The 26,357-nt window shown below is 70.5% G+C and carries 27 protein-coding genes and 1 pseudogene; 17 read left to right on the top strand and 11 right to left on the bottom strand.

Annotation, left to right across the window (positions count from 1 at the left end; all coding sequences use genetic code 11):
- The 3 genes from AB0J64_RS51295 to AB0J64_RS51285 all read right to left on the bottom strand — a co-directional run.
- Positions 1-997: Clp protease N-terminal domain-containing protein (locus AB0J64_RS51295; protein WP_364044743.1), on the bottom strand; the 997-nt coding region annotated here is incomplete at its 3' end.
- Positions 998-1,074: 77 nt separating this feature from the next.
- Positions 1,075-2,115 carry an aldo/keto reductase gene (locus tag AB0J64_RS51290; protein ID WP_364044740.1) on the bottom strand — a complete coding sequence of 347 codons (1,041 nt, stop codon included), beginning with the start codon at positions 2,113-2,115 and terminating at the stop codon, positions 1,075-1,077.
- Positions 2,115-2,753 carry an SDR family oxidoreductase gene (locus AB0J64_RS51285; protein ID WP_364044737.1) on the bottom strand — a complete coding sequence of 213 codons (639 nt, stop codon included), beginning with the start codon at positions 2,751-2,753 and terminating at the stop codon, positions 2,115-2,117. Before AB0J64_RS51285 ends, AB0J64_RS51290 begins: the two co-directional genes overlap by 1 nt.
- Before the next feature lie 24 nt (positions 2,754-2,777).
- Here AB0J64_RS51285 and AB0J64_RS51280 point away from each other — a divergent pair, with 24 nt between their 5' ends.
- Both AB0J64_RS51280 and gndA read left to right on the top strand, forming a co-directional pair.
- The gene (locus AB0J64_RS51280; RefSeq protein WP_364044734.1) at positions 2,778-3,470 is read left to right on the top strand and encodes an HAD family hydrolase; all 693 of its coding nucleotides are present in this window, start codon (positions 2,778-2,780) and stop codon (positions 3,468-3,470) included.
- A 63-nt stretch (positions 3,471-3,533) separates the two neighbouring features.
- A complete protein-coding gene (gndA, locus tag AB0J64_RS51275) occupies positions 3,534-4,958 on the top strand; it encodes an NADP-dependent phosphogluconate dehydrogenase (RefSeq protein ID WP_364044731.1) in 1,425 nt (474 codons plus the stop codon).
- Between the two features lie 1,044 nt (positions 4,959-6,002).
- On the opposite strand, the gene AB0J64_RS51270 is transcribed toward gndA, so the two are convergent.
- Positions 6,003-7,097: a hypothetical protein gene (locus tag AB0J64_RS51270; RefSeq protein WP_364044728.1), complete on the bottom strand. Its 1,095-nt coding sequence runs from the start codon at positions 7,095-7,097 to the stop codon at positions 6,003-6,005.
- 843 nt (positions 7,098-7,940) lie between these two features.
- Between AB0J64_RS51270 and AB0J64_RS51265 the strand changes: the two genes are divergently transcribed.
- From AB0J64_RS51265 to AB0J64_RS51240, 6 genes are all read left to right on the top strand, one after another.
- Positions 7,941-8,249 carry a metalloregulator ArsR/SmtB family transcription factor gene (locus tag AB0J64_RS51265; protein WP_364044725.1) on the top strand — a complete coding sequence of 103 codons (309 nt, stop codon included), beginning with the start codon at positions 7,941-7,943 and terminating at the stop codon, positions 8,247-8,249.
- Positions 8,250-8,251: 2 nt separating this feature from the next.
- The gene (locus AB0J64_RS51260) at positions 8,252-8,827 is read left to right on the top strand and encodes an SRPBCC family protein (protein WP_364044722.1); all 576 of its coding nucleotides are present in this window, start codon (positions 8,252-8,254) and stop codon (positions 8,825-8,827) included.
- Positions 8,828-9,019: 192 nt separating this feature from the next.
- Positions 9,020-9,529 (top strand): hypothetical protein, encoded by a 510-nt coding sequence (locus AB0J64_RS51255; protein WP_364044719.1) that lies wholly within the window; start codon positions 9,020-9,022, stop codon positions 9,527-9,529.
- Entirely contained in the window at positions 9,508-9,933 is a 426-nt protein-coding gene (locus AB0J64_RS51250) for a transposase (protein ID WP_364044716.1), read from the top strand. The genes AB0J64_RS51255 and AB0J64_RS51250 overlap by 22 nt, the downstream gene beginning before the upstream one ends.
- A 32-nt stretch (positions 9,934-9,965) precedes the next feature.
- Positions 9,966-10,826 carry a class I SAM-dependent methyltransferase gene (locus AB0J64_RS51245; RefSeq protein ID WP_364044713.1) on the top strand — a complete coding sequence of 287 codons (861 nt, stop codon included), beginning with the start codon at positions 9,966-9,968 and terminating at the stop codon, positions 10,824-10,826.
- 755 nt (positions 10,827-11,581) lie between these two features.
- Positions 11,582-12,442, top strand: coding sequence for a VWA domain-containing protein (locus AB0J64_RS51240; protein WP_364044710.1), 861 nt, complete (start codon positions 11,582-11,584; stop codon positions 12,440-12,442).
- Positions 12,443-12,550: 108 nt separating this feature from the next.
- On the opposite strand, the gene AB0J64_RS51235 is transcribed toward AB0J64_RS51240, so the two are convergent.
- Entirely contained in the window at positions 12,551-13,594 is a 1,044-nt protein-coding gene (locus tag AB0J64_RS51235) for a saccharopine dehydrogenase NADP-binding domain-containing protein (RefSeq protein ID WP_364044707.1), read from the bottom strand.
- Between the two features lie 101 nt (positions 13,595-13,695).
- Between AB0J64_RS51235 and AB0J64_RS51230 the strand changes: the two genes are divergently transcribed.
- Together AB0J64_RS51230 and AB0J64_RS51225 are read left to right on the top strand one after the other, a co-directional pair.
- Positions 13,696-14,643, top strand: coding sequence for a helix-turn-helix domain-containing protein (locus AB0J64_RS51230; protein WP_364044704.1), 948 nt, complete (start codon positions 13,696-13,698; stop codon positions 14,641-14,643).
- Between the two features lie 46 nt (positions 14,644-14,689).
- Positions 14,690-15,082: a VOC family protein gene (locus AB0J64_RS51225; protein ID WP_364044701.1), complete on the top strand. Its 393-nt coding sequence runs from the start codon at positions 14,690-14,692 to the stop codon at positions 15,080-15,082.
- 75 nt (positions 15,083-15,157) lie between these two features.
- On the opposite strand, the pseudogene AB0J64_RS51220 reads toward AB0J64_RS51225, so the two are convergent.
- From AB0J64_RS51220 to AB0J64_RS51210, 3 genes and pseudogenes are all read right to left on the bottom strand, one after another.
- Positions 15,158-15,919: pseudogene (locus AB0J64_RS51220) on the bottom strand (helix-turn-helix transcriptional regulator); the annotation flags it as partial.
- A 215-nt stretch (positions 15,920-16,134) separates the two neighbouring features.
- On the bottom strand, positions 16,135-16,917 hold the full coding sequence (locus AB0J64_RS51215; protein ID WP_364044698.1) for an acyl-CoA thioesterase domain-containing protein: 783 nt from the start codon (positions 16,915-16,917) through the stop codon (positions 16,135-16,137).
- A gap of 4 nt (positions 16,918-16,921) precedes the next feature.
- Positions 16,922-17,866 (bottom strand): YafY family protein, encoded by a 945-nt coding sequence (locus AB0J64_RS51210; protein ID WP_364044696.1) that lies wholly within the window; start codon positions 17,864-17,866, stop codon positions 16,922-16,924.
- A gap of 50 nt (positions 17,867-17,916) precedes the next feature.
- Between AB0J64_RS51210 and AB0J64_RS51205 the strand changes: the two genes are divergently transcribed.
- Positions 17,917-18,993, top strand: a complete 1,077-nt coding sequence (locus AB0J64_RS51205; RefSeq protein WP_364044693.1) for an epoxide hydrolase family protein — start codon at positions 17,917-17,919, stop codon at positions 18,991-18,993.
- A 61-nt stretch (positions 18,994-19,054) separates the two neighbouring features.
- The gene (locus tag AB0J64_RS51200) at positions 19,055-19,486 is read left to right on the top strand and encodes a type II toxin-antitoxin system PemK/MazF family toxin (RefSeq protein ID WP_364044690.1); all 432 of its coding nucleotides are present in this window, start codon (positions 19,055-19,057) and stop codon (positions 19,484-19,486) included.
- Here the strand turns inward: AB0J64_RS51200 and AB0J64_RS51195 are convergent.
- Both AB0J64_RS51195 and AB0J64_RS51190 read right to left on the bottom strand, forming a co-directional pair.
- Positions 19,483-20,481 carry a LacI family DNA-binding transcriptional regulator gene (locus AB0J64_RS51195; RefSeq protein ID WP_364044687.1) on the bottom strand — a complete coding sequence of 333 codons (999 nt, stop codon included), beginning with the start codon at positions 20,479-20,481 and terminating at the stop codon, positions 19,483-19,485. The two genes, AB0J64_RS51200 and AB0J64_RS51195, sit on opposite strands and share 4 nt — an antisense overlap.
- Before the next feature lie 300 nt (positions 20,482-20,781).
- Positions 20,782-21,261, bottom strand: a complete 480-nt coding sequence (locus AB0J64_RS51190; RefSeq protein WP_364044749.1) for a MarR family transcriptional regulator — start codon at positions 21,259-21,261, stop codon at positions 20,782-20,784.
- 60 nt (positions 21,262-21,321) lie between these two features.
- Here AB0J64_RS51190 and AB0J64_RS51185 point away from each other — a divergent pair, with 60 nt between their 5' ends.
- Genes AB0J64_RS51185 through AB0J64_RS51175 form a run of 3 tightly spaced genes read left to right on the top strand, consistent with a single transcriptional unit; the run spans position 21,322 to position 23,481 of the window.
- Positions 21,322-22,149: an SDR family oxidoreductase gene (locus tag AB0J64_RS51185; RefSeq protein ID WP_364044684.1), complete on the top strand. Its 828-nt coding sequence runs from the start codon at positions 21,322-21,324 to the stop codon at positions 22,147-22,149.
- A gap of 13 nt (positions 22,150-22,162) precedes the next feature.
- The gene (locus tag AB0J64_RS51180; RefSeq protein ID WP_364044681.1) at positions 22,163-22,630 is read left to right on the top strand and encodes a hypothetical protein; all 468 of its coding nucleotides are present in this window, start codon (positions 22,163-22,165) and stop codon (positions 22,628-22,630) included.
- Positions 22,570-23,481, top strand: coding sequence for a hypothetical protein (locus AB0J64_RS51175; RefSeq protein ID WP_364044678.1), 912 nt, complete (start codon positions 22,570-22,572; stop codon positions 23,479-23,481). Before AB0J64_RS51180 ends, AB0J64_RS51175 begins: the two co-directional genes overlap by 61 nt.
- An 88-nt stretch (positions 23,482-23,569) precedes the next feature.
- Here the strand turns inward: AB0J64_RS51175 and AB0J64_RS51170 are convergent, their stop codons facing one another.
- A complete protein-coding gene (locus tag AB0J64_RS51170) occupies positions 23,570-24,265 on the bottom strand; it encodes an SDR family NAD(P)-dependent oxidoreductase (RefSeq protein ID WP_364044746.1) in 696 nt (231 codons plus the stop codon).
- 102 nt (positions 24,266-24,367) lie between these two features.
- On the opposite strand from AB0J64_RS51170, the gene AB0J64_RS51165 reads away from it, so the two are divergent.
- Together AB0J64_RS51165 and AB0J64_RS51160 are read left to right on the top strand one after the other, a co-directional pair.
- Complete coding sequence (locus AB0J64_RS51165; RefSeq protein ID WP_364044675.1) at positions 24,368-25,246, top strand: helix-turn-helix transcriptional regulator; 879 nt, start codon at positions 24,368-24,370, stop codon at positions 25,244-25,246.
- Between the two features lie 478 nt (positions 25,247-25,724).
- On the top strand, positions 25,725-26,252 hold the full coding sequence (locus AB0J64_RS51160; RefSeq protein ID WP_364044672.1) for a pyridoxamine 5'-phosphate oxidase family protein: 528 nt from the start codon (positions 25,725-25,727) through the stop codon (positions 26,250-26,252).
- The last annotated feature ends 105 nt before the right edge of the window (positions 26,253-26,357 follow it).

Genomic DNA, 26,357 nt, shown 5'->3' with positions numbered 1-26,357 from the left:
GCTTGAGGATGTTGGCCGCGTCCATGGCGCCCTCGGCGGCGCCCGCGCCGACCAGGTTGTGCACCTCGTCGATGAAGACGATGACCTCGTCGGAGTGGGCGCGCACCTCGTCGATGACCTTCTTGATGCGCTCCTCGAACTCGCCCCGGTACTTCGTCCCGGCCACCATCCCGGTCAGGTCGAGGCCGACGACGCGCCGGTCCTTCAGCGTGTCGGGGACGCTGCCGTTCACGATGCGCTGGGCGATGCCCTCGACGATCGCGGTCTTGCCCACGCCCGGCTCGCCGATCAGGCACGGGTTGTTCTTGGTACGGCGTGACAGCACCTCGATGGCCTGCTCGATCTCGTCCTCGCGGCCGACGACCGGGTCGATCCGGCCCTGCCTGGCCTCTTCCGTGATGTCCCGGCCGTACTCGTCGAGCGTCGGCGTGTCGCTCGCCCTGCGGCGGCCGTCTTCACGGGTCATGTGCGGGCCGGCCATCATGGCGTCCTGCAGCTCGTTCGCGGAGACGCCCTGCTCCTGCAGGATGCGGGCGGCGCCGGAGTCGGGGTTGCCGGCGACGGCTAGAAGCAGGTGCTCGGGCCCGATGTACGACGACCCCAGGGCGCGGGCGATCCGCTGCGCGTCCAGGATGGCCCTCTTGGCGGCCGGCGAGAGCGTCGTGGGCGGCTCCCCGGCCTGGCCCGGCCCGCCCAGGTCGTCGATGCGGTCGCGCAGCCTGCCCAGGTCCACGCCCGCCGTGCTCAGCATCGAGCGGACCGCGTCGTCCTCGGTCAACGCGTCGAGGATGTCCAGGACGTCCAGGTCGGGCGCGCCACGCTCGCCCGCCGCGTCCAGGCCCCGGCGCAGGACCTCCCTCGCCGAGGCGGACAGCAGCCTGCCCACGTCCACGCGCTGCACGCCGGGCCGGGCCGGCGGCCAGGACTCCATGCCGCCGAACACCCGGCCCGTGAGCTCTTCGAACCCTCTGAACGGGTCCCCGCCGAAGAATGACATCGAAGTCCCCCCTCACCTCAGGGGACCCCCTACCGCCGATGCCGGAAGCCATACCCCAGGATCGGCAAAGCATCAGGTCAGGGACGTCTGCGGAGGTTCGCGTCGGCGAGCTGCGGCGGCTGCCAGCCCCGGTCGGCGGGGTTGATCGTGGTGCCGGGCGGGACGATCTCGTCGATGCGGTTCAGCACGTCGTCCGACAGGCGCACCTCCGCGGCCGTCAGCTGGCCCTCCAGGTGCTCCATGGTGCGCGGCCCGATGATGGCGGAGGTCACTCCGGGGTGCCTGATCGTGAACGCGATCGCCAGCTCGACCAGCGTGACGCCGGCCTCCTCGGCCAGCACGGCGAGCTGCTCGACCGCGTCCAGCTTGCGCTGGTTGACCTCCTTGGTCATGTCGTACCGCTCGGGCAGCCGCTGCGCCCTGACCGTCTGCGGCGCGTCCTGCCCCTTGCGGTAGCGGCCGCTCAGCCAGCCGCCGGCGAGCGGGCTCCACACGATGACGCCCATGCCGTACTTCTGGGTCACGGGCAGCACGTCGGCCTCGATGCCGCGCACGAGCAGCGAGTACGGTGGCTGCTCGCACACGAACCGCTCGAGCGAGCGCCGCTCCGACGCCCACTGCGTCTCGACGATCTGGTGCGCGGGGAAGGTGGAGCTGCCGATGTAGCGGACCTTGCCCTGGCGTACGAGGTCGGTGAGCGCGCCGAGGGTCTCCTCGATGTCGGTGTCCGGGTCGGGCCGGTGGATCTGGTAGAGGTCGATCCAGTCGGTGCCGAGGCGGCGCAGGCTGTTCTCGACCTCCTGGATGATCCAGCGGCGGGAGTTGCCCCGCTGGTTGGGGCCCTCCCCCATGGCGCCGTGCACCTTGGTGGCCAGCACCACGTCGTCGCGCTTGCCCGACTTGGCCAGCGCCTGGCCGACGAACTCCTCCGACACGCCCTGGGAGTAGACGTCGGCGGTGTCGATGAAGTTGATGCCGGCGTCGAGCGCCCGGTCGATGATCTTGGCGGACTGGCCGGGGTCGGACTCGCCCCATCCGCCGAACATCATCGCCCCCAGGCAGAGCGGGCTTACCTTGAGTCCAGTACGTCCAAGTACGCGATATTCAGTCACAAGCATCACTCTGTCGCAACAAGGTCGATTATGGGAGTTTCGCCGGAAACGAGTTCCAAGGTCCGGCGGGCCGTACCCGGTGCGTCGAGCAGGGCCATGATGACGGCGGCCACGTCGTCGCGCGGCACCGCCCCCGGCGGGACCTCGGGCGCCAGCCGGACCAGCCCCGTGCCGGGCTCGTCGGTCAGCCGTCCCGGCCGCAGGATCGTCCAGGCGAGGTCGCGGGCGCGCAGGTCCTCCTCGGCCTCGGTCTTGGCCCTGATGTACGCGGCCCACACCTCGTCGCCACCCCTCGGCGGCCGGCCCGCGCCCATGGACGAGATCTGGATGAACCTCCGCACTCCGGCCCGTTCCGCCGCGTCGGCCATCAGCACGGACGCGGCGCGGTCCACGGTGTCCTTGCGGGCCGCGCCGCTGCCCGGCCCGGCGCCGGCCGCGAAGACCACGGCGTCGGCGCCCTCCACGATCGCCGTCACCTCGTCGAGGGTCGCCCGCTCCAGGTCGCACACGACGGCCTCGGCGCCGGTGGCCTCGACGTCGGAGACATGGGCGGGATTGCGTACGATGCCGACCGCGCCCGACTTGAGGCGTTCGGCCAGCTTGAGCGCGATTTTCCCGTGCCCACCCGCGATGATGATCCGCATAGTCGTCCATGGTGTCATGGAGCCATGAGCGACTTCCCTGAGGCCCCGACTCCCGCGTTCCTCTTCGACCTGGACGGCACCCTGATCGACAGCGTCTACCAGCACGTGATCGCGTGGCGGCAGGCACTGTCGAGCATGGGGATCGACCTGTCGGTGTGGCGGATCCACCGGCGCATCGGCATGAGCGGCGGCCTGTTCGTCAGCGCGCTGCTGCGCGAGACCGGGCTGAAGCTGACGCGGGAGCAGATCGACACGTTGCAGACCACGCACATGGAGGCGTACGAGCAGCAGGTCCACTCCGTGCGGCCGCTGCCGGGCGCGGCCGAGCTGCTGTCGGAGCTGACCTCGCGCGGCGTGCCGTGGGCCATCGCCACCAGCGGGTACGCCCGCACGGCGCGGCTGGCGCTGGGCATGCTGGGGCTGCCGGAGGACACTCCCATGATCACCCGCGACATGGTGCGCAGGGCGAAGCCGGACCCCGACCTGTTCCTGGCCGGGGCCGCGCTGGTGCACGTGGACCCCGCGCATGCCATGGTGGTGGGCGACAGCGTCTGGGACCTGCTCGCCGCCCGCCGGGCCGGCGCGCTGGGCATCGGGCTGCAGTCCGGTGGGTACGGCAGGGACGAGCTCGAACGTGCGGGGGCGTTCAGGGTCTACGCCGATCCGGCTGACATGCTGGACAGGCTGGACGAACTGGGTGTACGGCAGAGCGACTGATCCTGGAATATCCCGCGGAACCACCGGGCTTGATCATGCGTATCCCCCACAAAGGAGCTTGAGATGGACATGGCAGACATCGGCGTCACCGGCCTGGCCACCATGGGACGCAACCTGGCCCGGAACCTGGCCAGGCACGGATACGCCGTGGCCGTGCACAACCGGACGTACGGCCGCACCCAGCAACTGGTCAAGGAGTTCGGCGGCGAGGGCACGTTCGTGCCGTCCGAGGAGATGGCCGCTTTCGTGGCGTCGCTGAAGCGGCCGCGGCGCGCGATCATCATGGTGAAGGCGGGGGCCGGCACCGACGCGGTGATCGAGCAGCTCGCCGAGCTGATGGAGCCCGGCGACATGATCGTCGACGGCGGCAACGCGCACTTCGAGGACACCCGGCGGCGCGAGGCGGCGCTGCGCGAGCGCGGCCTGCACTTCGTCGGCACCGGCATCTCGGGCGGCGAGGAGGGCGCGCTGAACGGGCCCAGCATCATGCCCGGCGGCTCCAAGGAGTCGTGGGAGGCGCTCGGGCCGATCCTCCAGGACATCGCCGCCAAGGTGGACGGGGTGCCGTGCTCGGTGCACGTAGGCCCTGACGGTGCCGGACATTTCGTGAAAATGGTTCACAACGGCATCGAATATTCGGACATGCAGCTCATCGCCGAGTCGTACGACCTGTTGCGCCAGGCCTTGGGCGCGACGCCCGCCGAGCTGGCCGAGGTGTTCCGCGAGTGGAACCGGGGTGACCTCGACTCCTACCTGATCGAGATCACCGCCGAGGTGCTCGACCAGGTGGACGCCGAGACCGGCAAGCCGTTCGTGGACGTCGTGGTCGACCAGGCCGAGCAGAAGGGCACCGGCCGCTGGACCGTGCAGAGCGCGCTCGACCTGGGCGTGCCAGTGACGGGCATCGCCGAGGCCGTCTTCGCCCGCGCCCTGTCCGGCCACCCTGAGCAGCGCGCCGCCGCGGCGTCCCTGCAGGGGCCCAGCCTCTCCGGCGTCGGCGGCCGCGAGCTGGTGGAGGACGTCCGGCAGGCCCTGTACGCCTCCAAGATCGTCGCGTACGCCCAGGGCTTCGACCAGATGTCCGCCGCCTCCCGCGAGTACGGCTGGGACCTGGACCTGGGGGCGATGGCCACGATCTGGCGCGGCGGCTGCATCATCCGCGCCAAGTTCCTGGACCGGATCCGGGCCGCGTACGACGCCAACCCGGCCCTGCCGACGCTGCTGGCGGACCCGACGTTCGCAGCCGCCCTGGACGTGGCGCAGGAGGCGTGGCGGCGCGTGGTGACGACCGCGGTCCAGATCGGCGTGCCCACGCCCGGCTTCTCCTCGGCCCTGGCCTACTACGACGGCCTGCGCCGCGACCGCCTCCCGGCGGCGCTGGTGCAGGGGCTGCGCGACTTCTTCGGGGCGCACACGTACCACCGGGTGGACAAGGAGGGCGCCTACCACACGGACTGGTCCGGCGACCGCACGGAACACCAGGCGTAACCGGGCCCCGCGGACCGCACGGAACGCCTGCTGTAACCACCTCCGCACCCGGCCTCTGGACCAGGGGCCACATCAGGGGGCGGCACTGGGCCTTAACCATCACCGGGTTCGAGACTGCGGCGACACCACGGCCGGGGGCTTAGGCGCGACCGGGATCAGGAACGGGCCCCTCGATGTGGGACAACCTTGGGGGGCTGGGCGCCGTCGCCGAACTCCGCGACCGTGCCCGGCCCACCACCACACGTGGTGTGCCCGATCCCCTGTCCCCTGGCCGGCGCCTTTACGCCCGAGCTATGCAAGGCTGCGAATTCGATCAGACAACCCTTGGGTCTCCGGCTCCCCGGTGCCAGGACCTGCTTGTCTGCCGGAAGACACCGACGGCTCTACTGTCGGTAACCGAGTCGAGCTGTGGTGTGCTCACTCTGCGGTGAATACCGCGCTCAAGCAAGAATCCTGACACGAACCGGATCTGGGTGCTGTGGCTCTACCAAGATTCCCGGCGCCTTCACCCAGGGTCCCTGCACCCATGCCTGCGCACACTGGGCTTCACGGCTCAGCCGGCCCAACTTCGGCAAGGAGTGGCCGATCGCGTGCCGCCGCCGAACGGCGCGACCACGACCTGCTCCGCCTCGAGATCCACCCGTTCGGCCCACGGTGGTGCCCATCTTTACGGGTTACTCTGGCACCTGCTTTAGGAGAGCTCGAGCCGTATGGAGTCCAGTTAATCCATTGATGGGCGATATGTAACCGTCTCTCGACGTGTGTGTGTTACTCGATAAGCAGTTCGCGCCACCCGCCACCTGGTCGCTATTTGGGCTGGTCAGAGGGGGCCTCCGGGGCTGCGCCTCGCAGGGTGCTCCCGCTTCTCAGATGCGGGTGTCTTTACCAAGGCAAGTAGTGCTGCTGCAGTTGGCTCAGCGGGCGGTGGCCTTGGTGTAGGGGAACATCTCGGGTGGCAGTGGATGGTCCAGACGTCGCTCGGGACAGACGCTTCACCGCAGAGAGCCGTCGTTACCGAAGTTGCCGAACGCGACACCGTTCGGATCAGTCATCATCTTCGCCGGACGGTAGGGAGCGCTCTCGCGTCGGCGGCGGGTCATCAGCTGCACCACACAGCTCCAGTGCTTCGAGCACATTGCTCGGCTGCGTCATGTCGGCGCTGCGCTCCAGGAACATCAGCTGGCGCTGAGTCAGCGTACGTACCGCCAAGCGACCCGCATCCTTGATGACCAGGACCGACCCGACCATCACCACCGCCTGCTCAGTGCCGTCGAGCGCCTGGATCAGCGTCGCTGCGGCCTGTGCCTGCTTGCTGTCGTTGTCCGCCTGGACGCTGTGCAGCGCTCGGAGCTCGGCCGCCCGGCGCAGTTCTTCGGCGATCTCCTTGGCGTCCGCGGACATTGCCAGATCCTTGGCCTTCAGCCGGAATCGGCGAAACCATGAGCCTTCCAGCGGCTCGGAACGTGGCGTCATCTCCCACCCGAACGCCTCGCCGAACTGCCGCAGCGCCCGCTCCACCGCCGGCGCACTCTCAGCGTCTCCGAGGTAGGCGAAGCCTTCCTGCATGCCCCTGGGCAGCAGAGACTCACGCAAGGCGTCCAGCACCTCGTCGTCCGGCATGATCTCCATAGCCGGATCGGGCTCTATCTCATCCGGCCTGACGTCGGCGAGCGCCTGCATGACCAGCGCACGTGAGAACGCGTCCTTCAAGGGATCGGATGACGAGCGATGCCCGAAGAAGGCGAGGAACGCCTTCTCCCATCCGTCCATAGGGGGCATTCCCGCCCGCGACCCCTCATCCGATGGCCGTCCCGCCGACAAGGCCATTTCTGACCTCCGGCGATCCGGGTTCAGAGCCGCCAGGGCCTGATCCACGTCAGGTGAAGTCGGCAGCCCGATCTGGCGAGCCACAGCCCGCCAAGCCTCTGCATCGCCCGCCAGCGTTGCGCCTCCGCCCGCCTCACGCGCGTCGAGCCACGCGCGCAGCATGAATCGCCAGCCGCCCGGGGTGATCTGTTGCGCACCGGACAGGTCGAAGATCAGCCAGCGCTCACGCTGCTTCAGGCGACCCTCCAGGATGCGGGCAGCCTCTTTCGCGGAGCGGTCATCGACGACCCCGCGCAGCACGATCACGATCACCTGGGGCGTGGGACCACCTACCACGGTTCCTCCTCCGTGAACAGCCGTCATCGAGCATACGCACACTGCGTTGGACGCGCCTGACGTCTCAAACGTTCGATAGCTACCGTCTCGCGACGGATGCACGCACGGGTGCATGGGCTCGAAGCTCCGTACGAAACGAAGCGCGTGACCGATCTAGCGAACCCATGTGGCATGGATCCCACTCCACAGCGTGAACCCGCATCGGTCGTACGAGCGAAAGCCGACGAACCGCAACGTAGGGACGGCGTGATGTGACAACCGAAGAACTCGGCAGGGCCGACGACGCCGAGTTGATCCGGCGCTCGGAGCGAAACCCACAGGCCTTCGCCGACCTCTTCGACCGGCACGCACCCGCGTTACGGCGCTATGTCGCCCGGCGGCTGGGACCTTCTCTGGCCGACGACATCGTGTCCGATGCCTTGCTGACCGCCTCCCAGCCGGGTCAGATCCCGGACCGCGGCGATCACATGAGTGGCGACGGTCCGCTGCTTCCCTTTGGCCTTGACCAGGCATTTCCCGGCGAGACAGGCCAGCAGCAGGCCAGAACCCTCTTCTCCAGACCGTGCTTGACCATCCGCCGCCCTAGCCTAGGCGGCCCGCGTCGCTTTCGCGGTCATCTCCGGGATCTGAGGCCAGGGCCGCGGCCGCATCGACACCACGCCCTCTAGATGATCCATTCCAAGGTGTTCAGTGGTCGCGTCGTCGACGCCCGCATGACCGGTTGGCGGATGGTCCACTGGGCGGACTCGCTTGGTGTGGCGGCCCAGCGGGCGCGTATATGCCTTGACAAGCATATATTGGACGAGGAATATAGTGAGCATGTCCGTCGATACGTTCTCCGTGCTCGCCGAACCAACCCGGCGCCGGATTCTCGACCGGCTCCTGGAGGCCGAGAGCAGTGTGAACGAACTGGTCGAGGCGCTCGACGTCAGCCAGCCCACGGTGTCCAAGCAGCTGAAGGTGCTCAGGGAGGCCGGTTTCGTCACCTGCCGTACGGAGGCGCAGCGGCGGATCTACCGCATTCACGCAGGTCCCTTCCAGGCACTCGACGACTGGCTTCAGCCGTATCGCGCCCTGTGGGACCGGCATCTCGACGCTCTCGAGCGCCACCTCGACAACCTGGAGTAGTCATGACCCCCAACGCATACCACCCGAGCCCGCCGGCCCACGTCGACTGCGAGGCGACGGAAGACCGCTGGACCCTGGTCTTCACCCGCGACCTGAGCCACCCGCCCGAGAAAGTGTGGGCCGCGCTAACCGAGCCCGAACAACTCGCCGCGTGGGCGCCCTATACCGCTGACCGCAATCTCTCCGAGGCAGGCGGCGCCATGATCACGATGATCGACGATGAAAAGCCCCAGGACATGGCGGCCGAGGTTGTGCGCGCCCAACCACCGACGCTGCTGGAGTACACCCTCGGCACCGATCTGCTGCGCTGGGAACTGGCGGCCACCGACACCGGTGCCCGACTGACACTGCGGCACACCGTTCAGGACCGCGACTGGATCCCGAAGGTCGCGGCCGGCTGGCACATCTGCCTCGACGTGGCCGAGAAGCTGCTCGAAGGGCATCCGATCCCGCCGATCCGCGGCGCCACGGCAGTCGACTTCGGCTGGTCCGAACTCAACGATCAGTACGCGCACAAGTTCGGCATCCCCAACACCGGCCTGCCCGAGCACCTGAAGCCTCAGAACGATGCGTCCTGATCGATCGGGCGCACATTGCATGGCTTCGCTGCGCCGCTCCCGGCGGCGCAGCGGCGTACCGCTCGCCGCGCGGCGCCTGCGCGGTGCGGGAACCTTGCACAGGGCAGCCACGTCCTCCGCGGCGCCGACTCCAGGATGATCGTCTCAAGGGATCGCCTGCGCGCACGAGGTGAGGGAGCCCAATGTCGGTGTGTGAAGACAGAATTGGACTCCCTCGCGACCGCACTCTACGTGAAGACCGACGACCTGCTGAAGGGATCGCCGCAGCTCGCGCCATGGCGCCCGGCGGTGGGCATCGCACCGCAGCTCAGCGACGCGGAGCTGGTCACCCTGGCGGTGATGCAGGCCATGCTCGGCTTCACCTCCGAGGCCCGCTGGATCCGGCACACCCGCGCTCACCTGCGGCATCTGTTCCCCTACCTGCCCAAACAGCCCGGCTACAACAAGCGGCTGCGCAAGGCCGCCGGTCTGATCCAGCAGGTCACCCGGCTGCTCGCCGTCAACACCACGCTGTGGACCGACGACGTGTGGATCGTGGACTCCACCCCGGTGGAGTGCGGCCGCTCCCGCGGGACCGTCAAGCGTTCCGACCTGGCCGGATGGGCTGAGTACGGCTACTGCGCCAGCCACTCGCGGTTCTTTGGGGGCTGCGGCTGCACCTGGTGTGCACGCTGCACGGCTTGCCCGTCACGTTCGCGCTGACCGGGGCCAAAGCCGACGAGCGCCAGACGCTGCTGGCCATGTTCGACGTCGAGCCCGGCCTGCTGAGCGACCGGGTCGGGCAGACGCTGATCGGCGACAAGAACTACTTCGGCGCCGCCTTCGAGCGCCAACTCGCCGAGTGGGAACTCCGGCTGCTGCGACCGGCCCGCAAGGGCGAGCCCGAACGGGCCGGAGCCCAGTTGTTCAAGCCGTTGCGGCAGGTCATCGAGTCGGTCAATGAGACCTTCAAGTGCCAACTCGACCTCGAACGCCACCGCGGCCGCACCCCCGGCGGAGTGATCGTGCGCGTGCTCCAGCGGATCCTCGCGCTGACCGCTGCGATCTGGCACAACGACCACACCGGACAGCCCGTCATGCGTACACTGACCGCCTACGACCACTAAACCCCTTGGAATAGATCATCTAGGCTGAACGCATGACTGATGCGGCGGGACGGGTCGAGCCATCCGGAGTGTGGGCCACAGCCGTGGGCGTGGCCCGAGTGAGGGCGATGGAGACGGCACGCGAGCAGCCGCTGTTCCGGGACCCGCTGGCGCTGGCCTTCGCCACGGCTGGCGGGAGAGGCCCCGGGACGCCGCCGCCCCCGCACGCGGACGAGGCGGCGCGGCGCCGCTGGCTCGGTGTGGCCTTCTCGATCGTCATCCGGACGAAGTTCCTGGACGACCTGCTGGACCGGGCGGTCGCGTCCGGCGTTCGGCAGGTCGTGCTGCTCGGAGCCGGGATGGACAGCAGGGCCTTCCGGATGGACTGGCCTGCGGGGACCCGGCTGTTCGAGGTCGACACGGCCGAGCCGCTGGGCTTCAAGGCCTCGGTGCTGCATCAGGAGCGGGCCGTTCCGCGCTGCAAGCGGATCACCGTCCCGGTCGACCTGCGCGAGGACTGGCCCGGCGCCCTGGCCGCGGCCGGGCACGATCCGGCGCAGCCGACGGTGTGGATCGCCGAGGGACTGCTGATCTATCTGCCCGAGGACGCGGTGCAGTCGCTGCTCGAACGGGTAGGCGCGCTGTCTGCTGCAGGCAGCAGGATGGGCCTGACCCTGGGCCCGCGCGGTGTTGTCGAACGCTTCCGCGGGGACGCCGCTCCGGGATCAGCAGCGTCGATGTGGGTCTCGGAGATGCCGGAGGACCCGGTCGGCTGGCTGGGCGGCCTCGGCTGGGAGGCGGAGACCTTCACCCTGCGTGAGCGCGCCGAGGCCTACGGCCGTCCGGTGCTCACCCCGCCGCAGCAGGACGAGGGCACCGGCGGACTGGTTTCGGCAGTGCGGGCGGCGCACTGAGAACGACGAAGGCCGGCTCCCGCGTGTGGCAGGAGCGCTGGCCTTCGACTGTTCGTCCCTGCGGTCCGCTAGTACTCCGGTGACACTTTGCGATCATGGTTCGGGTCTGCGCTGCTAGTGGCAGTGTCGGGCTCTCGCTTGGTGCCGGCGGCGCCAGTCTGGCCGGCGCAGAACGTTCTTGGTGGAGTGGTGCCGGGTCAGGACGAGTGCGGCCAGGAGCCGGCGGATCGCGGGCAAGGTCAGTGGAATGCGTCGTCGGTGGTGCTGGGCGGCTGGGCGGCGGCGATGGCCGCCAGCAGGGCCAGGGCGAGCATGGCCAGAGTGATATGCCGGTGCCACTTTTACATGGCCACGGCTCTCTCCAACCGGGTCCACTACAGCAAGGCCCAGCTCAGCAAGGTCGAACGAGATTTGAAGAGTCCCAGTCGCGACTTGGCTCGCCTATGCGACAGCGCGCTCGGCGCTGACGGCGAACTGATGGCGCTGATGGCGATTGGCATCGGGATTGCTCAACTCATTTATTCCGCGATAGATACCCGTTGGATCCTCGACCACAAAGTCCGTCGTTACCTGTTCCATAGTCTCGGCGAGCCGCGTCAGGCACTCGAAGGAGACAGGGACGCTGTCACTGCGCTCGCCGAACGCCTCACCAACATCCCCACTCCGGGAGCCGCGCGGCGTCGGGATCGCCGCTCGTACGCAGCGCCCTGCCCGGCCGTACACGCTGGACGCGGAAGATCCCCGCGGCACTGTTCGTGGCCGGGCTCGCGCTGCTCGCGGTCGGAGCCGCCAGGCCGCAGGCGTCCGTGCCGGTGCCGCAGACGTCGGCGACGATCCTGCTCGCGCTCGACACCTCCGGCTCCATGTGCTCCACGGACGTCGACCCCAACCGCATCACCGCCGCCAAGAAGGCCGCCGCGGACTTCATCGAGCCGCAGCGCGGCGGGCCGCGCATCGGCCTGGTCACCTTCGCCGGCACCGCCGGCCTGCTCGTCCCTCCCACCGACGACACCGACTCGCTGATCAAGGCGCTGGACGGCCTCACCGTGTCCCGCGGCACCGCGATCGGGCAGGCCATGCTCACCTCGATCGACGCGATCGCGGAGGTCGACCCGTCGGTCGCCCCCACCGGCGCGAACCCCGGCAGCGGGGCGGGCTACGCCGGCGCCGCGATCGTCGTGCTCACCGACGGCGCCAACACCCAGGGCGTCGACCCCAAGACCGCCGCCCAGGAAGCAGCGCTGCGGCGGGTACGCGTGTTCACCATCGGCTTCGGCACCACGGACCCGGCCCCGATGGTCTGCGACAACTCCCAGTTCGACGGCGGCTGGGGCGGCGGCTTCGGTGGCCGCGGCGGATTCGACAGGGGCCGCAACGTCCGCATGATCGACGAGCCCGCGCTCAAGCAGATAGCCCGGACCACCGGCGGCTCCTACCACCGCGCCGAGAACGCCGACCAGCTCCAGAGCGCGCTCGACGCCCTCCCCGGCAGCTTCACCGTCATCCGCCAACGGATCGACACAGCCGCCGCCTTCGCCGCCGGCGGCGCCGTCCTCATCACCGCGGCCCTGTCCCTGTCCCTCTGGTGGAACCGCCCTCGGACCTCGACCCGCTGACGGCACCCCTACCCGCCACGCCTCAGCGGTCCCCGCCTGGTGGGGCTTGGACCGCACGACCGGTCGGCCCCGGCGGCCGCCGGGCACACAGCCCGCACGGGTCACCGGTCAGCCGCGCGTGTCGAACGGGACGTGCAGCGACAGGTGCGGGGACAGGGCGCGGAGGAAGTCCGGGGCGTCGAAGATCGCGCCCGCGGAGGCGACGCCGGTGGTCCTGGTCCGGCCGGTGAGGATGCGGTCCACGGCCTCCACCGCGAGCGGCGCGCTGATGGCGTAGATGTCCTGACCGGCGGCGGCCACGCGGCGTTCCGTGCCGCCCGAGCGGACGAGGACGTCGACGACGAAGGTCTGCGCGGAGCGGCCGCGCTCGTCGACGGCGATCGGCGCCGAGGTGTCTGGGGCGGACAGGTCCGCGGCCGCCTTGGCCGTCATGTACGTGCGCACCTCCGCGATGGCCAGGTGGCTGGGAACGGTGACGACGTCGGCCATGGTGAACTCGCCGATGACGCTCTGGGGACCGAACGGAGCCGGGAAGGGCCACTCCAGGGTCGGCAGAGCGTCATCGTGGTACTCCAGCCGTCCTCCGCTGAAGCGGACCCGGCGGCCGTTCCGTCGCTGCCCCGAGACGACGCCAGAAGCGCGCGTTCCGCCGGTGGGGTGCCAACTGCTCAGGCCGTAGGCGATGTGCGCCTCGTCCGCCGCCGTCCAGTCGCCCATCGCGGTGGTGACCAACAGGTCGCCGAGGCCGCCGTAGAAGGCCATCGCCGGGACCACCACGGTGCCCGCGGCGCGGGCGCGCTCCGCGAAGTGCGCGAACGTGTCGACGTTCGCCTCGATCTCGGCCGCCACGTCGACGTACGGGAGGCCGGCGCGCAGCGCCGCCTCGACCAGCGGAGCGGCGGTCGAGGCGAAAGGCCCGGCACAGTTGATCACAGCGGCCGCGCCGTTCAGCGCGCGGTCGAGCGAGGCCGGGTCGTCGACCGACGCCTGCCGTGCCTCAAGCCCGGGGTACGCCTCCACCAGCGCCAGCAGCTTGTCCCGGTCGCGACCAAGGAGCAGCGGGACGTATCCGCGCTGGCGCAACTCCGCGACCACGAACCGCCCGGTGTGCCCGTAAGCGCCGTACACCGCCACGTACCGACCCGATTCCATGCCTGCTCCCACGTGCTCGAAGTGATTCACAGCGGAAATCCTGTCCGGTTGGTCCATCGATGCCCAGTGTCCGGAACGACATGACCCGTACAATTTCCGACATGACGTCTGTCCCGCGCTCCCTCGCGGTCGCCGCCACCGACGGGATGCTCCACTTCGAGCTGGCCCTGGCCTACGAGGTCTTCGGCTCCGCGCCGGACGCCGTGCCAGGCCCCTGGTACGACGTCCGGGTGTGCGGCACACATGCCGTACGGGTCGGCCGGTTCCTGCTGGAGCCGGACTGCGGGCTCGACTGGCTGGCGCACGCCGGCACCGTGATCGTCCCCGCCCTGGCGGACGTCGACGAGGACCCGCCGGCCGACCTGGTCGAGGCGGTGCGCGCGGCCCACGAGTCGGGCGCGCGGGTGGTCTCCCTGTGCACGGGCGTGTTCGTGCTCGCCGCCGCCGGCCTGCTGGACGGGCTGCGCGCGACCACGCACTGGGCCCACACCGAGGAACTGGCCGCGCGCTATCCCCGGGTGGAGGTCGACCCGGACGTGCTCTACGTCGACAACGGCAGCGTGCTCACGTCCGCGGGCAAGGCCGCGGCGATGGACCTGTGCCTGCACCTGGTACGCCGCGACCACGGCTCGGCGATCGCCAACGTGGTCGCCCGCCGCCTGGTCGTGCCGCCCCACCGGGCCGGTGGCCAGGCCCAGTTCGTCTCCACACCGGTGCCGGCCCAGGACGACCAACCCCTGGCCGAGCTGCTCACCTGGGCGATGCGGCGGCTGGACCAGCCGCTCACCGTGGAGGACCTGGCCCGCCAGGCGAACATGAGCTCGCGCCACCTGGCTCGCCACTTCCGCTCGGCAACCGGCACCACCCCGCTGCAGTGGCTGCTGACGCAGCGGATCCGCCGCGCGCAGGAACTGCTGGAGACCACGGACGACAGCGTCGACACCATCGCCTCGGCCGCGGGCATGGGCACGGCGACGACACTGCGCCGCCACTTCCACCGCACGGTCGGCCTACCGCCGGACGCCTACCGCCGCACGTTCCGGGCGTGAGGCCGCGGTCCTCGGGGCCCAGGCACCCGCCGGTGGCGGTGCAAGGATGTTCAAGACCGGGCCGCCCCGTCGCCGCCAGGCTGGGCGCATGACAACGACACTCACCTCCATCGTCATCGACTGCGCCGACCCCGCCGCGCTGGCGGCCTTCTACGCCAAGGCCACCGGCCGGCGGGTCGGCTCAGGTGATGACGACTTCGTCGGGCTCGAAGGCGGCCCGGTATCCATCGCGTTCCAGCGGGTCGACGGCTACCAGGGCCCCGGCTGGCCGAACGGCGGGAAGCACGTGCACCTCGAGTTCAAGGTCCCCGACGTCGAGGCCGCCAAGAAGGAGCTTGCCGGGCTCGGCGCCACCGTGCCCGACTTCCAGCCGGGCGGTGCCGACTGGACCGTGCTCATCGATCCCGACGGTCACCCCTTCTGCCTCATGGAAGGCTAGAGGCCCCGCGAGAGCCGGCCTGACGTCGGCGTCGTCACAGCGAGCCGGCGAGCAGGCGAGCAGGCGGCGCAGGGCCGTAGGGGTCTGGCCGACGTGGCGGCGGATCGTACGGGTCAGGTGGGCCTGGTCGGCGAAGCCCAGATCGGCGGCCAGGCCGGCCAGGCTCGTCTGCCCCTCTTCCAGCCGGTCGAGCGCCCGGCCCACGCGTACGCGGTTGCGGTAGTGGGTCAGGGAGACGCCGAGCTCCCGGGTGAACGCCCGGCTGAGCTGGTACGGCGAGACGGCCAGGAGCTCGGCCAGCGACAGCAGCCCGCCGGCCGCAGGGTGATCGGCCGCGATGGCCTCGCGAGCGGCGTCGGCGATCGCCGCGCTGGTCCTGACGACGGCACCCGGCGAGCCCCCGCGCCCCCGGCCGGAGCTCCCCTTGATGGCACGTGCTCCGGAGAATCCGCCTGTACGGGCGCTCGCCTCGGCGGTCGTTCCGGCGCCAGGAGCACGCACCTCGGTGCTGCCCGCAGCGGTGGCAAGAGCGGGCGCCGCGGCGGTGCCCGCTCTCGACGCTCCCCCGCCGAAGGGGGCCCCGAGGGCGGCGCCGATGAGGGAGAGCAGGGACTCGGCCAGCTCGAAGGCCGTGTCACCGCCGCGTGCCGCCGCGAGGAAGCGCCGGTGGGCGAGGTCCAGGCGGCCGTCCACGTACAGGGTGGAACGGGCCGGGGGCGGGCCGTCACCGGCGAGCGTGTGCCACAGCCGGGGCGACAGGGACACCGAGGTGCACACGTCACCGCCCGCCGGGTGGGCGAAGTGCTCCTCCTCGCCGGGCACCGACAGGTACGCCATCGTCGGGTCGAGCACGGCGGCCCGGCCGTCCGCCCTGCGCCGGAACATGCCGCGACGCACCAGCACCAGGCCGTGCCGGGAGCCGACCTCGGGCGAGGACCACCCGCGATGGTCGTCGACGCAGGTCACCGCGTCGAGACGGAACCCGTCACCGGCGGCGAGACGAACAGCTGAACGCACCCGCCGAACGCTACGCCACAGCTACGACAATCCCGTCAGGACCGCCGGCCGCCGATGGCGACCGGGTTGGCCAGCGCCGTGACCACGCAGAACCCGAACGGCCCGGCCGTGTCGTGCATGGTGACCTGCCCGGTCGCCACCCCGTCGGCGCTCAGGTGGCCGGTGGTCTCGACTCCGATCAGCTCACCGGCCGGGAGCCGGGCGAGCGTGAGGGTGTAGTCGGCGTTGATGAACTGCAGCCCCTCCACCCCCGCGTTGCTCAGCGGGCTGGCGAAGTCGGCGGCCAGCCCCGCGCGTACGAACGGGGTCAGAGGCTCCTCGTCCACCAGCGGATGCCTCTCCCGCACCCACACCCGCCCGGGACCCGGCTCGCCCCACTCCGTCACCCGCCACAGGTCGAACGGCGGGGTCCACGCGACGCGCCCGTCCACCGGCGGCGGCGCGTCGGGCGGGGGCGAGTCCCACGCGGGCGTGACGAACGTCTGCGCACCGCCCGGCTGCTCGCCCTGCCGCAGCAGCACCGCGCCGGCCCGCCCGATCACCCCCTGCTCGGTGGAGATGATCGCGTCGGCCACCAGGATCCGGCGCCCGGACCTGATCAGCGAGGTCTCCACCGTGACCGGCATCATCGGGCTGCTGCGGAACAGATCGACCGTCAGCCGGGCGAAGTGCAGCCCCGGCTGGGCGTACCGCCTCTCGATGGCCCGCGCGGCCAGCCCGCCGAGCAGACGGCCGTGGAGCATGTCGGAGGACCAGGGGCCGCGGGCGTGCGGCGCGGGCACCAGCTCGCCCTGCTTCTGCGTGAAGAACGCTGACACAGAATCAGATTCTAGAGGAGAGCAGCCGCTCACCGAGAGCGCGCAGCTGTTCCTTCAGCTCCCCCGGCTCCAGCACCTCGAAGTCCACGTCCAGGAACGCGACCGCCATGGCTATCAGGCGCAGGTCGTCCCCGCGCAGGATGAGCAGGCACGTCCGGTCGTCCACCGGCTCGACCGTGCCCGACGTCCTGTCCGCGAGCCGCTCGGCGGGGGCGTGCACGAGGAAGCGGGCCTCGAAGGGCCACATCTGGTGCGCCAGCCGGTGCTGCACCCAGGCGGCCACGTCGGGCTCGGGCGGGTCGCGCGGGGTGAAACGCGGGCCGTTCGGGGTTCGCAGGCGCATCCGGTCGGCGCGGTACGTGCGCCAGTCGCGGCGGTCGACGTCCCAGCCGACCAGGTACCAGCGGTTGCCCTTGGTGACGAGGCTGTGCGGCTCCGCCCTCCTGAGCGCGCTCTCGCCCTGGTGGCCGGTGTAGTCGAAGCGGAGCTGCTCGTGGTCGCGGCAGGCGGCGGCGACGCGGGTGAGCACGTCGGCGTCGACGGTGGGTCCCTCGCGGTTGATCCGTACGGTGTGGCGCTGCAGCGTGTTGACGCGGTGGCGCAGGCGGGCGGGCAGGACCTGCTCCAGCTTGGCCAGCGCGCGCAGGGAGGTCTCCTCGATGCCGGTCACGGTGCCGTTCGCGGCGGTGCGCAGGCCGACCGCGACCGCGACGGCCTCCTCGTCGTCGAGCAGCAGCGGCGGCAGCTCGGCGCCCGCGCCCAGCCGGTAGCCGCCGGCGACGCCGGGCGTCGAAAGGACCGGGTAGCCGAGGCCGCGCAGCCGGTCGACGTCGCGGCGCACCGTCCTCGGGGCGACGCCGAGCCGCTCCGCCAGGTCGGCGCTGGACCAGTCGCGCCTGGCCTGCAGGAGCGACAGCAGGCGCAGCAGTCTCGCCGAGGTGTTCAACACGTCATCATTGTGGCCCGATTCTGGCCGCATTGGCGCCTAGCGTCGGGGACATGGACGAATTCGTCATTGACATATCCCAGGACCGGCTCGACGACCTGCGCGAGCGGCTGGAACGCACCCGCTGGCCGGACGCCCTCGACGGGGTCGGCTGGTCGTACGGCGTGCCGCCCGAGGCGGTGCGCGAGCTGGCCGGCTACTGGCTCGACGGCTACTCGTGGCGCGCGAACGAGGCGCGGCTCAACGCGTTCCCGCAGTACACGACCGTGATCGACGGTCAGCGGGTGCACTTCGCGCACGTGCGCTCGGCCCGGGCGGACGCGCTGCCGCTGCTGCTGACGCACGGATGGCCCAGCACGTTCGCGGACTTCTCACGCGTCGCCGGGCCGCTCAGCCGCGACTTCCATCTGGTGATCCCGTCCATCCCCGGGTTCGCGTTCTCGGGCCCGACCACGGAGCCGGGCTGGGGCGTGCGGCGGGTCGCCGCCGCCTGGGTGGAGCTGATGTCGCGGCTCGGCTACTCCCGGTACGGCGCGCACGGCGGCGACTTCGGCGCCCTGGTCTCGCCCGCCGTCGCCCGGCTGGCTCCCGGACGGGTGGTGGGCGTGCACGTGAACGCGCTCACCGCGTTCGTCACCGACGACATGTCGGGGCTGACGGAGGCGGAGGCGGAGCGGGCGCGCGGCGTCGAGCGGTGGCGGCGGGAGTTCTCCGGGTACGCGGCCATCCAGGGCACCAGGCCGCAGACGCTCGCGTACGCGCTGGCGGACTCCCCCGCCGGGCTGTTGGGCTGGACGCTCGACGCGTTCGCCTCGTGGGGGCGGGACGTGGGCGGGGTGTCCGCCGACGACATCCTCACCGATGTCACCCTTTTCTGGCTCACCGGCACGGCCGGGTCATCTGCCCGCATTTACCGGGAGAGCGGCGGCGACTGGGAGGTGCCGGACGCGCCGGGGAAGACCCCGACGGGCGTGGCCGTGTTCCCGGGGGACAGCACGGTCAGGCGCTACGCCGAGCGGGCGCACAACGTGGTCCACTGGTCGGAGTTCCCGACCGGCGGCCACTACGCCGCCCTGCAGGCCCCTGAGGTGCTGGCCGCCGACATCAGGGCGTTCTTCGCCGGCCTCTGATGCCGCCGGCGCCTCGGTGCGCGATCGGGGGGGGTGCGGCCTGGCGCGGTAGGCTCCCCCAATGCGCGATCTAGGTGAGGACCCCCGGCCCGCCCGGGGTGCGGTACGCGAGATCCACTCCCTCAACGGCCCCGCCACTCTGGCCTACTCCCCCGACCTCGACGGTCTGGCCGACCCAGGGGAGATCGTCTGGGCCTGGGTGCCGTACGAGGAGGACCCGGCGCGCGGCAAGGACCGCCCGCTGCTGATCGTGGGCAGGACCGGGCGCAGGCTGCTGGGCCTGATGCTGTCCAGCAAGGGCGACGAAGGGCCCGACTGGCTGGAGCTCGGCGCCTGGGGCCGGGACGACCGGGTGTCGTACGTACGGCTGGACCGGGTCTTCGTGCTGGACGAGGACGACATCCGGCGCGAGGGCGCGGTGCTCGACGGCGAGCGGTTCGCCCGGGTGGCGGCCTGGCTCATGAAGACCCACGGCTGGGAGGCCGGCCGCTAGCCGGTGGAGGCACGCGCGATCAGGTCGGGCTGGAAGATCACCTGGCGGTGCTCGTGGCCTTCCGGCTCGTTGGCCTCCTCCAGCAGCATCAGCGCGGCGGTGTGACCGAGCTCCTCGCGCGGCTGACGGATGGAGGAGAGCGGAACGGCGGCCGCGGCGGCGAAGTCGATGTCGTCGTAGCCCAGGATGGCCAGATCGGCCGGGACCCGCAGGCCGCGCTGGGTCATCTCCTGCAGCACCCCGATGGCGACCAGGTCGTTGGCGCAGAAGACCGCCGTGGGCCGGTCGGCGGCCGGCAGGGTGGCGATCTCCTCGCCGGCCGCGCGGCCGGTGGCGACGGTGAGGTCGGGCAAGGGGATGACGGTCAGCTTCCCGGCCCGTCCGAGCACGGCGGACAGGCCGTCGTGCCGCTGCCGCACCTGGCGTACGGTGAACGGCCCGCCGGCGAAGGCGATGTGGCGGTGCCCCCGCTCGAGCAGGTGCCGCCCGGCCAGCCGGCCCCCGAGCAGGTCGTCCACGGCGACGGCGCAGCCGTGGTGGTGCGGCGCGGAGCTGTCGAAGCGCACCACCGGGATGCCGCGGGAGAGGAGCCGGCTCAGCCGCTCCTCCTCGCCGGGGTCGTTGACCGGGGTGATCAGGACGCCCAGCGGGCGCTGCTCCTCGAACGTCTCCAGCAGTCCGGCCTCGCGATCGGCGTCCTTGTTGCTGTTGAAGACCATCACGGTGAGGCCCTCGTGCTGCGCGGCCGTCTCGACGCCGCGCAGCACGTCGATGAAGAACGGGTTGGCGAGGTCGAGCGCGACCACGCCGATCGTGCGGCTGCGCCCGGCCCGTAGCTGGCGGGCGGAGCCGTTGCGGACGTAGCCGAGCCGGGCGATCGCCGCCCGCACCCGCAGCCGGGTGTCGGCGGCCACCATCTCGGGCCGGTTGAGCACGTTGCTCACGGTGCCCACGGAGACCCCGGCCAGCCGGGCGACCTCTTTGATGCTCGACATCGTTCCTCGTCGCAGGCGTGTTGTTTGATCATAATGCCTTCGACCACGGGTCCGGCACCACGTCTCGGGGGGTATCTCCCCGGCATGGATCTCGCGATACTGCCGCTCGCCATCACGATGACGATGGGACCCCGGATCCTGTCCGCCATCGTCCTGGCGACGACCGAGCGGCCCGTGCGGGTGTCGCCGGCCTTCCTCGCCGGCGTGGCGATCGCTTGGACCGTCTTCGCGTTGCCGGCCGAACCGTCAACACGCCTCCAGAACGCGAAGACGGCGCCCTGCCCCGACCGGTTTCGCTCGTCACCAGTTCCGCACCTCATGGGCCCACGCGGTCAACCCCGCCACGAACCCCTGCCTGTCCTGAGGCGAGAGCTTGTCCAGGACGCGCAGCAGAGGCGCGGCACGGAGGGCGACGAACCCCTCGACCATGGCCCGATGGTGAGGGGCCAGCGACACCAAGGTGCGGCGGCGATTGGCCGGATCCTCCCGGCGCTCGACCAGGCCGGCCCGGCTGAGGTCGCCGACGAGCTCGCTCGCGGTCGTCAGCGACATGCCCATCCTGTCGGCCAGTTCGCTCACGCTCAGTGAGGGTTCGACCGTCAGCTGTGGAATGACCGCGCCGTGCCTGGCGGTGAGCCGATGGCTGCGGAAGAGCTCCCGTAGGGAGTCCGGCATCTCAGTCTGGGCTCGCCGGAAGTAGGCCTCCACCAGGGGCACGAAGCCAAGGGCCTCTTTGACCTCCTCCGGTCGTGGCAGTCGAGGGGGCGGGGCGTCATCCATCACAACCACAGGATACAGTCCCTATACCCAAACAGTTCGGATATCCGAAGTGAGGTAGACGTGATACTGGTGACAGGGGCGACAGGCAACGTCGGCCGCCATCTGGTGAACCTGCTGCTCCAGGCGGGCGAGCAGGTCCGAGCGATCAGCCGGAACCCCGAGCGGGCCGGCCTGCCCGACGGCGTGGAGGTGGTCAGAGCCGACATGTCCCAGGCGGAGGACCTGCGCGGCGCGCTGCAGGGCGCGGACCGCGCGTTCCTGCTCCCGGCCGCCGGTCAGGTGCACGGCTTCCTGTCCGAGGCCGCGAAAGCCGGTCTCGGGCACGTGGTGCTGCTGTCCGCGCTGGCGGTGACCATGAAGCAGGCGGGTGTGCTCGGCAGCGTCCACGCCGAGTACGAGCAGGCCGTGGCCAGGTCAGGGCTGTCGTGGACCTTCCTGCGCCCTGGCGCGTTCATGGCGAACGACCTGCGGTGGGCGCCCGGCGTCAAGAACGGCGGCGTGGTGCGCGCTCCCTTCGCCGAAGCCGCGACCGCGCCGATCGACGAGCGCGACATCGCCGCGGTGGCCGCGCGGACGCTACTCGACGACGGGCACGCGGGCAAGGCATACGCGTTGACAGGGCCCGCCTCGCTGACGACGGCCGAGCGGGTACGGATCCTCGGCGAGGTCCTCGGCCGCGACCTGCGCCTCGAGGAACTGCCCCCCGAGCAGGCCCGCGAACAGATGATCACGCAAACCCCCGCAGTGGTTGTGGACTCGATGCTCACGCTGTTCGCCTCGTTCGTCGGCAGGGCCGCGGATGTGTCGCCGGCCGTGCGGGAGCTGACTGGCAGCGCTCCGCACACCTACGCCGACTGGGCGGCCCGGAACGCCGCGGCGTTCCGCTGACCTGCTGCTGGAGGTGCCGCCGGGCAAGAAGGTCTCGGATCCGGAGCGCTGGCGGACCGGCCCGTCGAAGGCGTCCGGGCCGCAGATCGTCAACTCGCTGGATCTGGTGGCCGAGAGCGGCGGCACCGGGCTGGGCCGGCTGGAGCTGGACGCCGCGGCGCCGCAGCGGCGGCTGAACGAGCCGGCCCGCTATGGCCTGACCGCGCACTCTGGGCTGAAGAAGCATCCCGCCTCGCGGCGCCTGGCCACCCTGCTGGCCACCGCGCAGCGGCTGGAGACCATCGACGACACGCTGGAGCTGCTGGACCTGCTCATGGTGACCGAGCTGCTCGGCAAGGCGCAACGAGAGGCCGACAAGCAGAAGGTCGTCAAGCATCCGCGTCTGGCCAAGGCCTCGCCTGGCTGGCCCAGGCGGTGGAGGTGCTGCTGGAGGCCGAGACGTGGAGCGAGGACGTGCGGTTGTTCGAGGTGTGGGAGATGATCGACGCGGTCGTGCCCCGCGCTCAGCCGCGCTCGGCGGTGGCCACCGTGACCGGGCTGGTGCCGCCGCCGGACGCCGAGGACGACGGCGGCTGGCGGGCGGAGAGGGCGAGCAAGTACGCGACCGTGTCCGGGTTCGTGAAGCTGCTGACCGCGGTGATCGCATTCGAGGCCAACGCCGAGGGCCGGCGGGTGTTGGCCGCTATGCAGGCCCTGCCGGACGCGCTGGCCTACCGCTCGCGCCACCATCCGATCACGGTGCTGCCGCTGCGGCTGATCGGCCCGCTGGTGGTGACCGGCCCGTGGAAGCGGCTGGTGTTCGGCCATCCGGCCCGTACCGATGGCCTGGTCGACCGCAACGCGTACGTGTTCTGCGTGCTGGAGCAGTTCCACCGCCACCTCAAAGGCCGCGAGATCCACGCGCCCGCCTCCAGCCGGTGGCGCGACCCGGACGCCCAACTGCTGAAGGGCGCGGCGTGGACGGCGGTCAAGGACAGCGTGCTGACCGACCTGGGCCTGCCCGAAGACCCCAAGGTGCTGCTGGCCGAGCACGCCGAGCGGCCGGATCGTGCCTACCGGGTGGTGCGGGCCGGGCCGGCCGCGAACACGTCCGTCAGCATCGACGACGAAGGCAAGATCCACCTCGCGAGCGTGAAGGCGATCGATGAGCCGCCGTCCCTGATCGACCTGCGCAGGCGCGCGGAGGCGAGGATGCCGCAGGTGGACATCTCCGAGGCGGTCGTGGAGGTGCTGGGTTGTCGCCGAAGTTCATGGAGGCCTTCACCTCGATTGCCGGCACCGGCCCGCACCTGGACAAGCTGCAGGCCGGTACGGCCAGTCAGTGTGGTGTGAACGGATCGCCGAGGATGCCGCGAGAGACTCGAGGCTGCCGGGGTCTCCCCCTCGTCCGTGCCGGGCACGCCCCGAATTCAGAGGTGGATCACCAGGCCATCTCACCGTGGCGGTCACGGAAGGTTCCGGTCGGTCCGTCCGGCCCGATGGTGGCGAGTTCGACGATCGCGTCGGTTCCCTCGGTCACTGTCTGCGGGCCGCTGTGCCCGTTGAAGTCGGTCGCGGTATAGCCCGGATCGGCCGCGTTCACTTTCACGTCCGTCCAGGCCTTCGCGTACTGCGTGGTCAGCATGGTCACGGCAGCCTTCGAGGAGGTGTAGAGCGGCGCGACGGGCCTGGACTCGACGCGCTCGGCGTCGTGGGTTGCCGCGAACGACCCCATGCCGCTCGACACATTGACGATGACCGGGCTCGCGGACTTGCGCAGCAGAGGCAGGAACGCGTGCGTGACTCGGACGATCCCCACGACATTGACCTCGAACACCGCGCTGGCGTCAGCGGCCGTGATCTGGTCGGCGGGGTTGTGTGGCCCGAAAATTCCTGCGTTGTTGATGAGGACGTCGATGACCCCCTCGCGAGCCTCGACGTCGGCGGCGGCCGCGGCCACCGACGCGTCGTCCGTCACGTCGATCTGAACGAAACGGGCGCCGAGTGTCTCCGCGGCTGCCTGGCCGCGCTCTGGATCGCGAGCGCCGATGAGGACGGTGTGGCCGGCCTCGATCAATCGGCGGGCAGTCTCGTACCCGAGGGATCGGTTGGCTCCCGTGATGAATGTTGTTGTCATGCGTTCACTCTCGGCCCGTGACGAGAGGAGAACCAGTGCCCTGGGCGACGGTGGGACGGCCAGTACCAGGCAGAACGGCTGTCCGGCGGACATAATGGTCGAGTGGACGAGACCCTTGGCACGGCATTGCGCCGCTGGCGCGACCGGCTTTCTCCCGTCGACGTCGGCCGGACTTCGCGGCCCGGACGACGTGCGGTGGGGTTGCGACGCGAGGAACTGGCCGAGCTCGCAGGGCTGTCGGTCGACTATGTGGTGCGGCTGGAGCAGGGGCGCGCCACGAGCCCTTCGGCGCAGGTCGTCGCGAGCCTGGCCAGGGCACTGCAACTGCAACCCATGGAGCGCGATTACGCCTACCGGCTGGCCGGCCTCCTCCCGCCACAGGAGGGGACGATCTCCACGCATGTTCCAGCGGGGGTCCTACGGATGCTGGCTCGCCTCGGCGAGTTCCCCGTGGGCGTGTTCAGTGCCGACTGGACCTTGCTGTCCTGGACTCCCGCATGGGCAGCGCTACTGGGCGACCCCAGCGCACGGACGCACGTCGAGCGGAACCTGGTGCGGGCGGTCTTCAGCGCAGGGCCCTCAGGGCTCGCGGCCTGGCCCGTGCTCCAGGAGGACGACACCCTGGGCCCCACCCTCGTAGCCGATCTGCGCACAGCTCTCGTCAACTACCCCCGCGACCGTGGACTGATCGACCTTGTCGCGGAACTGCGCTCCACCAGTGCGGAGTTCACCCGGCTGTGGGACGAGGGTGCAGTCGGTCTGCACGTCTCGGCCCGCAAGACCATCGTGCACCCCCAGGCCGGCGAGGTGACGTGCGACTGCGACGTGCTCACCGTCCCAGGCTGCGACATCCGGCTCGTCGTCTACACCGTGGCCGCGGGTTCCGTCGATGCGGAGAAGCTGGAGTTCCTGCGGGTCACGAACGGCGTCTGCCCCGACGGCTCCTCGCCCCCAGGGCCCGGTCTGTTCTCCACGCCGTAACACTCGGGCCGGCCGGATCTCCTCCAGCAGAGGTCGAGTCCGTCAGCGAAAACGACCGCTCACGGCTCTCACCATGGACGTGCGCCAACGCGACCGACGCGGTTGATTGGCGGTGGCCGGCCTGATACGGGCAAGGCGCCTGCAACATCCGCCGCATCTACGGCCCAGAGAATGAGGCGCTCGGCGTGCTCGCCACCACGACAATGGCCCGACGCGATGCGCGGGCCATTGTCATCTCCGGAGCGCACCCTCATCACCGTGCCCCCACGTTGGACGTGGGGTGGGATCGCCCAGGTCAGAGGCACGACTGCCCCTTTCTCCCGTGCTTGGCCCCCCCCAAGAACGCTGGTCAGGCGACGGCGTCCGCAGAACGGATGAAAACATGACACAAGGCGTCGGGTTTTAGGTCAATCATGAATTCACCGGTCGGCGCCGATGTGGGTGCGGACCGGGGACTCACGGATAGACAAGGACCTCAATGCGCGAAACGCCCGAGGAGCTCAAGGAGCTTCAGACTCTCCTCGAAGCCTCCCTTTCCCGCTCCACCTCGCACCTCCGCTCGATCGTCACCGCGAACGCCCTGACCGCGGAGCAGGTCACCCGAATTCTGACCGGTATGTGCACCCTCGCCCTGTCCACCGTGACGGCAAAGGGGGAGCCGCGGATCAGCGGCGTGGACGGGCACTTCCTGCACGGAAAGTGGCACTTCGGCACGGCGCGCAGCGCCGCCAAGGCCCGCCATCTCGCCGCCCGCCCCGCCATCAGCATCGCGCACATGCGCGGTGAGGACCTGGGCGTGTTCACGCACGGCACGGTGGAAATCCTTAACCCTGACCACGGCGAGCCGGCGGCTGACTGGCCGGACCTGCTCGCCTACTTCAAGGACTTCTACGGCGACGACGCCTTCGGCTGGGACAACGACGTGGTCTACTACCGGCTGCATCCGCACTGGATGACCGCCTACGCCCCCGGCATCGACAAGCTCACCGCGGTGTCCCGGTCTTGATCTGCAGCACGGGCCGCGTCGAGACCGGCCCCAGCACGTGATCGGCCGGGAGATCCAGGTCATCCGCAGCCAGCTCGCCCGCAACCACGTGACCGTGTTACAGGG

This window comes from Nonomuraea sp. NPDC049695 (assembly GCF_040674955.1).
Lineage (GTDB): Bacteria > Actinomycetota > Actinomycetes > Streptosporangiales > Streptosporangiaceae > Nonomuraea > Nonomuraea helvata.
Note: the sequence above shows the minus strand (reverse complement) of the source record. Positions and strands in the feature narration are given on the sequence as shown.

Bases quoted from the DNA above. Each gene is read 5' to 3' on its own strand.
- gndA (WP_364044731.1), top strand. From the start codon at position 3,534: ATGGACATGGCAGACATCGGCGTCACCGGCCTGGCCACCATGGGACGC.
- AB0J64_RS51190 (WP_364044749.1), bottom strand. From the start codon at position 21,261: ATGGATGACGCCCCGCCCCCTCGACTGCCACGACCGGAGGAGGTCAAA.
- AB0J64_RS51265 (WP_364044725.1), top strand. From the start codon at position 7,941: ATGTCCGTCGATACGTTCTCCGTGCTCGCCGAACCAACCCGGCGCCGG.
- AB0J64_RS51290 (WP_364044740.1), bottom strand. From the start codon at position 2,115: ATGCTTGTGACTGAATATCGCGTACTTGGACGTACTGGACTCAAGGTA.
- AB0J64_RS51170 (WP_364044746.1), bottom strand. From the start codon at position 24,265: ATGACAACAACATTCATCACGGGAGCCAACCGATCCCTCGGGTACGAG.
- AB0J64_RS51195 (WP_364044687.1), bottom strand. From the start codon at position 20,481: ATGTCGAGCATCAAAGAGGTCGCCCGGCTGGCCGGGGTCTCCGTGGGC.
- AB0J64_RS51200 (WP_364044690.1), top strand. From the start codon at position 19,055: ATGCGCGATCTAGGTGAGGACCCCCGGCCCGCCCGGGGTGCGGTACGC.
- AB0J64_RS51160 (WP_364044672.1), top strand. From the start codon at position 25,725: ATGCGCGAAACGCCCGAGGAGCTCAAGGAGCTTCAGACTCTCCTCGAA.
- AB0J64_RS51225 (WP_364044701.1), top strand. From the start codon at position 14,690: ATGTTCAAGACCGGGCCGCCCCGTCGCCGCCAGGCTGGGCGCATGACA.
- AB0J64_RS51205 (WP_364044693.1), top strand. From the start codon at position 17,917: ATGGACGAATTCGTCATTGACATATCCCAGGACCGGCTCGACGACCTG.
- AB0J64_RS51260 (WP_364044722.1), top strand. From the start codon at position 8,252: ATGACCCCCAACGCATACCACCCGAGCCCGCCGGCCCACGTCGACTGC.
- AB0J64_RS51230 (WP_364044704.1), top strand. From the start codon at position 13,696: ATGACGTCTGTCCCGCGCTCCCTCGCGGTCGCCGCCACCGACGGGATG.
- AB0J64_RS51235 (WP_364044707.1), bottom strand. From the start codon at position 13,594: ATGGAATCGGGTCGGTACGTGGCGGTGTACGGCGCTTACGGGCACACC.
- AB0J64_RS51245 (WP_364044713.1), top strand. From the start codon at position 9,966: ATGACTGATGCGGCGGGACGGGTCGAGCCATCCGGAGTGTGGGCCACA.
- AB0J64_RS51280 (WP_364044734.1), top strand. From the start codon at position 2,778: ATGAGCGACTTCCCTGAGGCCCCGACTCCCGCGTTCCTCTTCGACCTG.
- AB0J64_RS51285 (WP_364044737.1), bottom strand. From the start codon at position 2,753: ATGCGGATCATCATCGCGGGTGGGCACGGGAAAATCGCGCTCAAGCTG.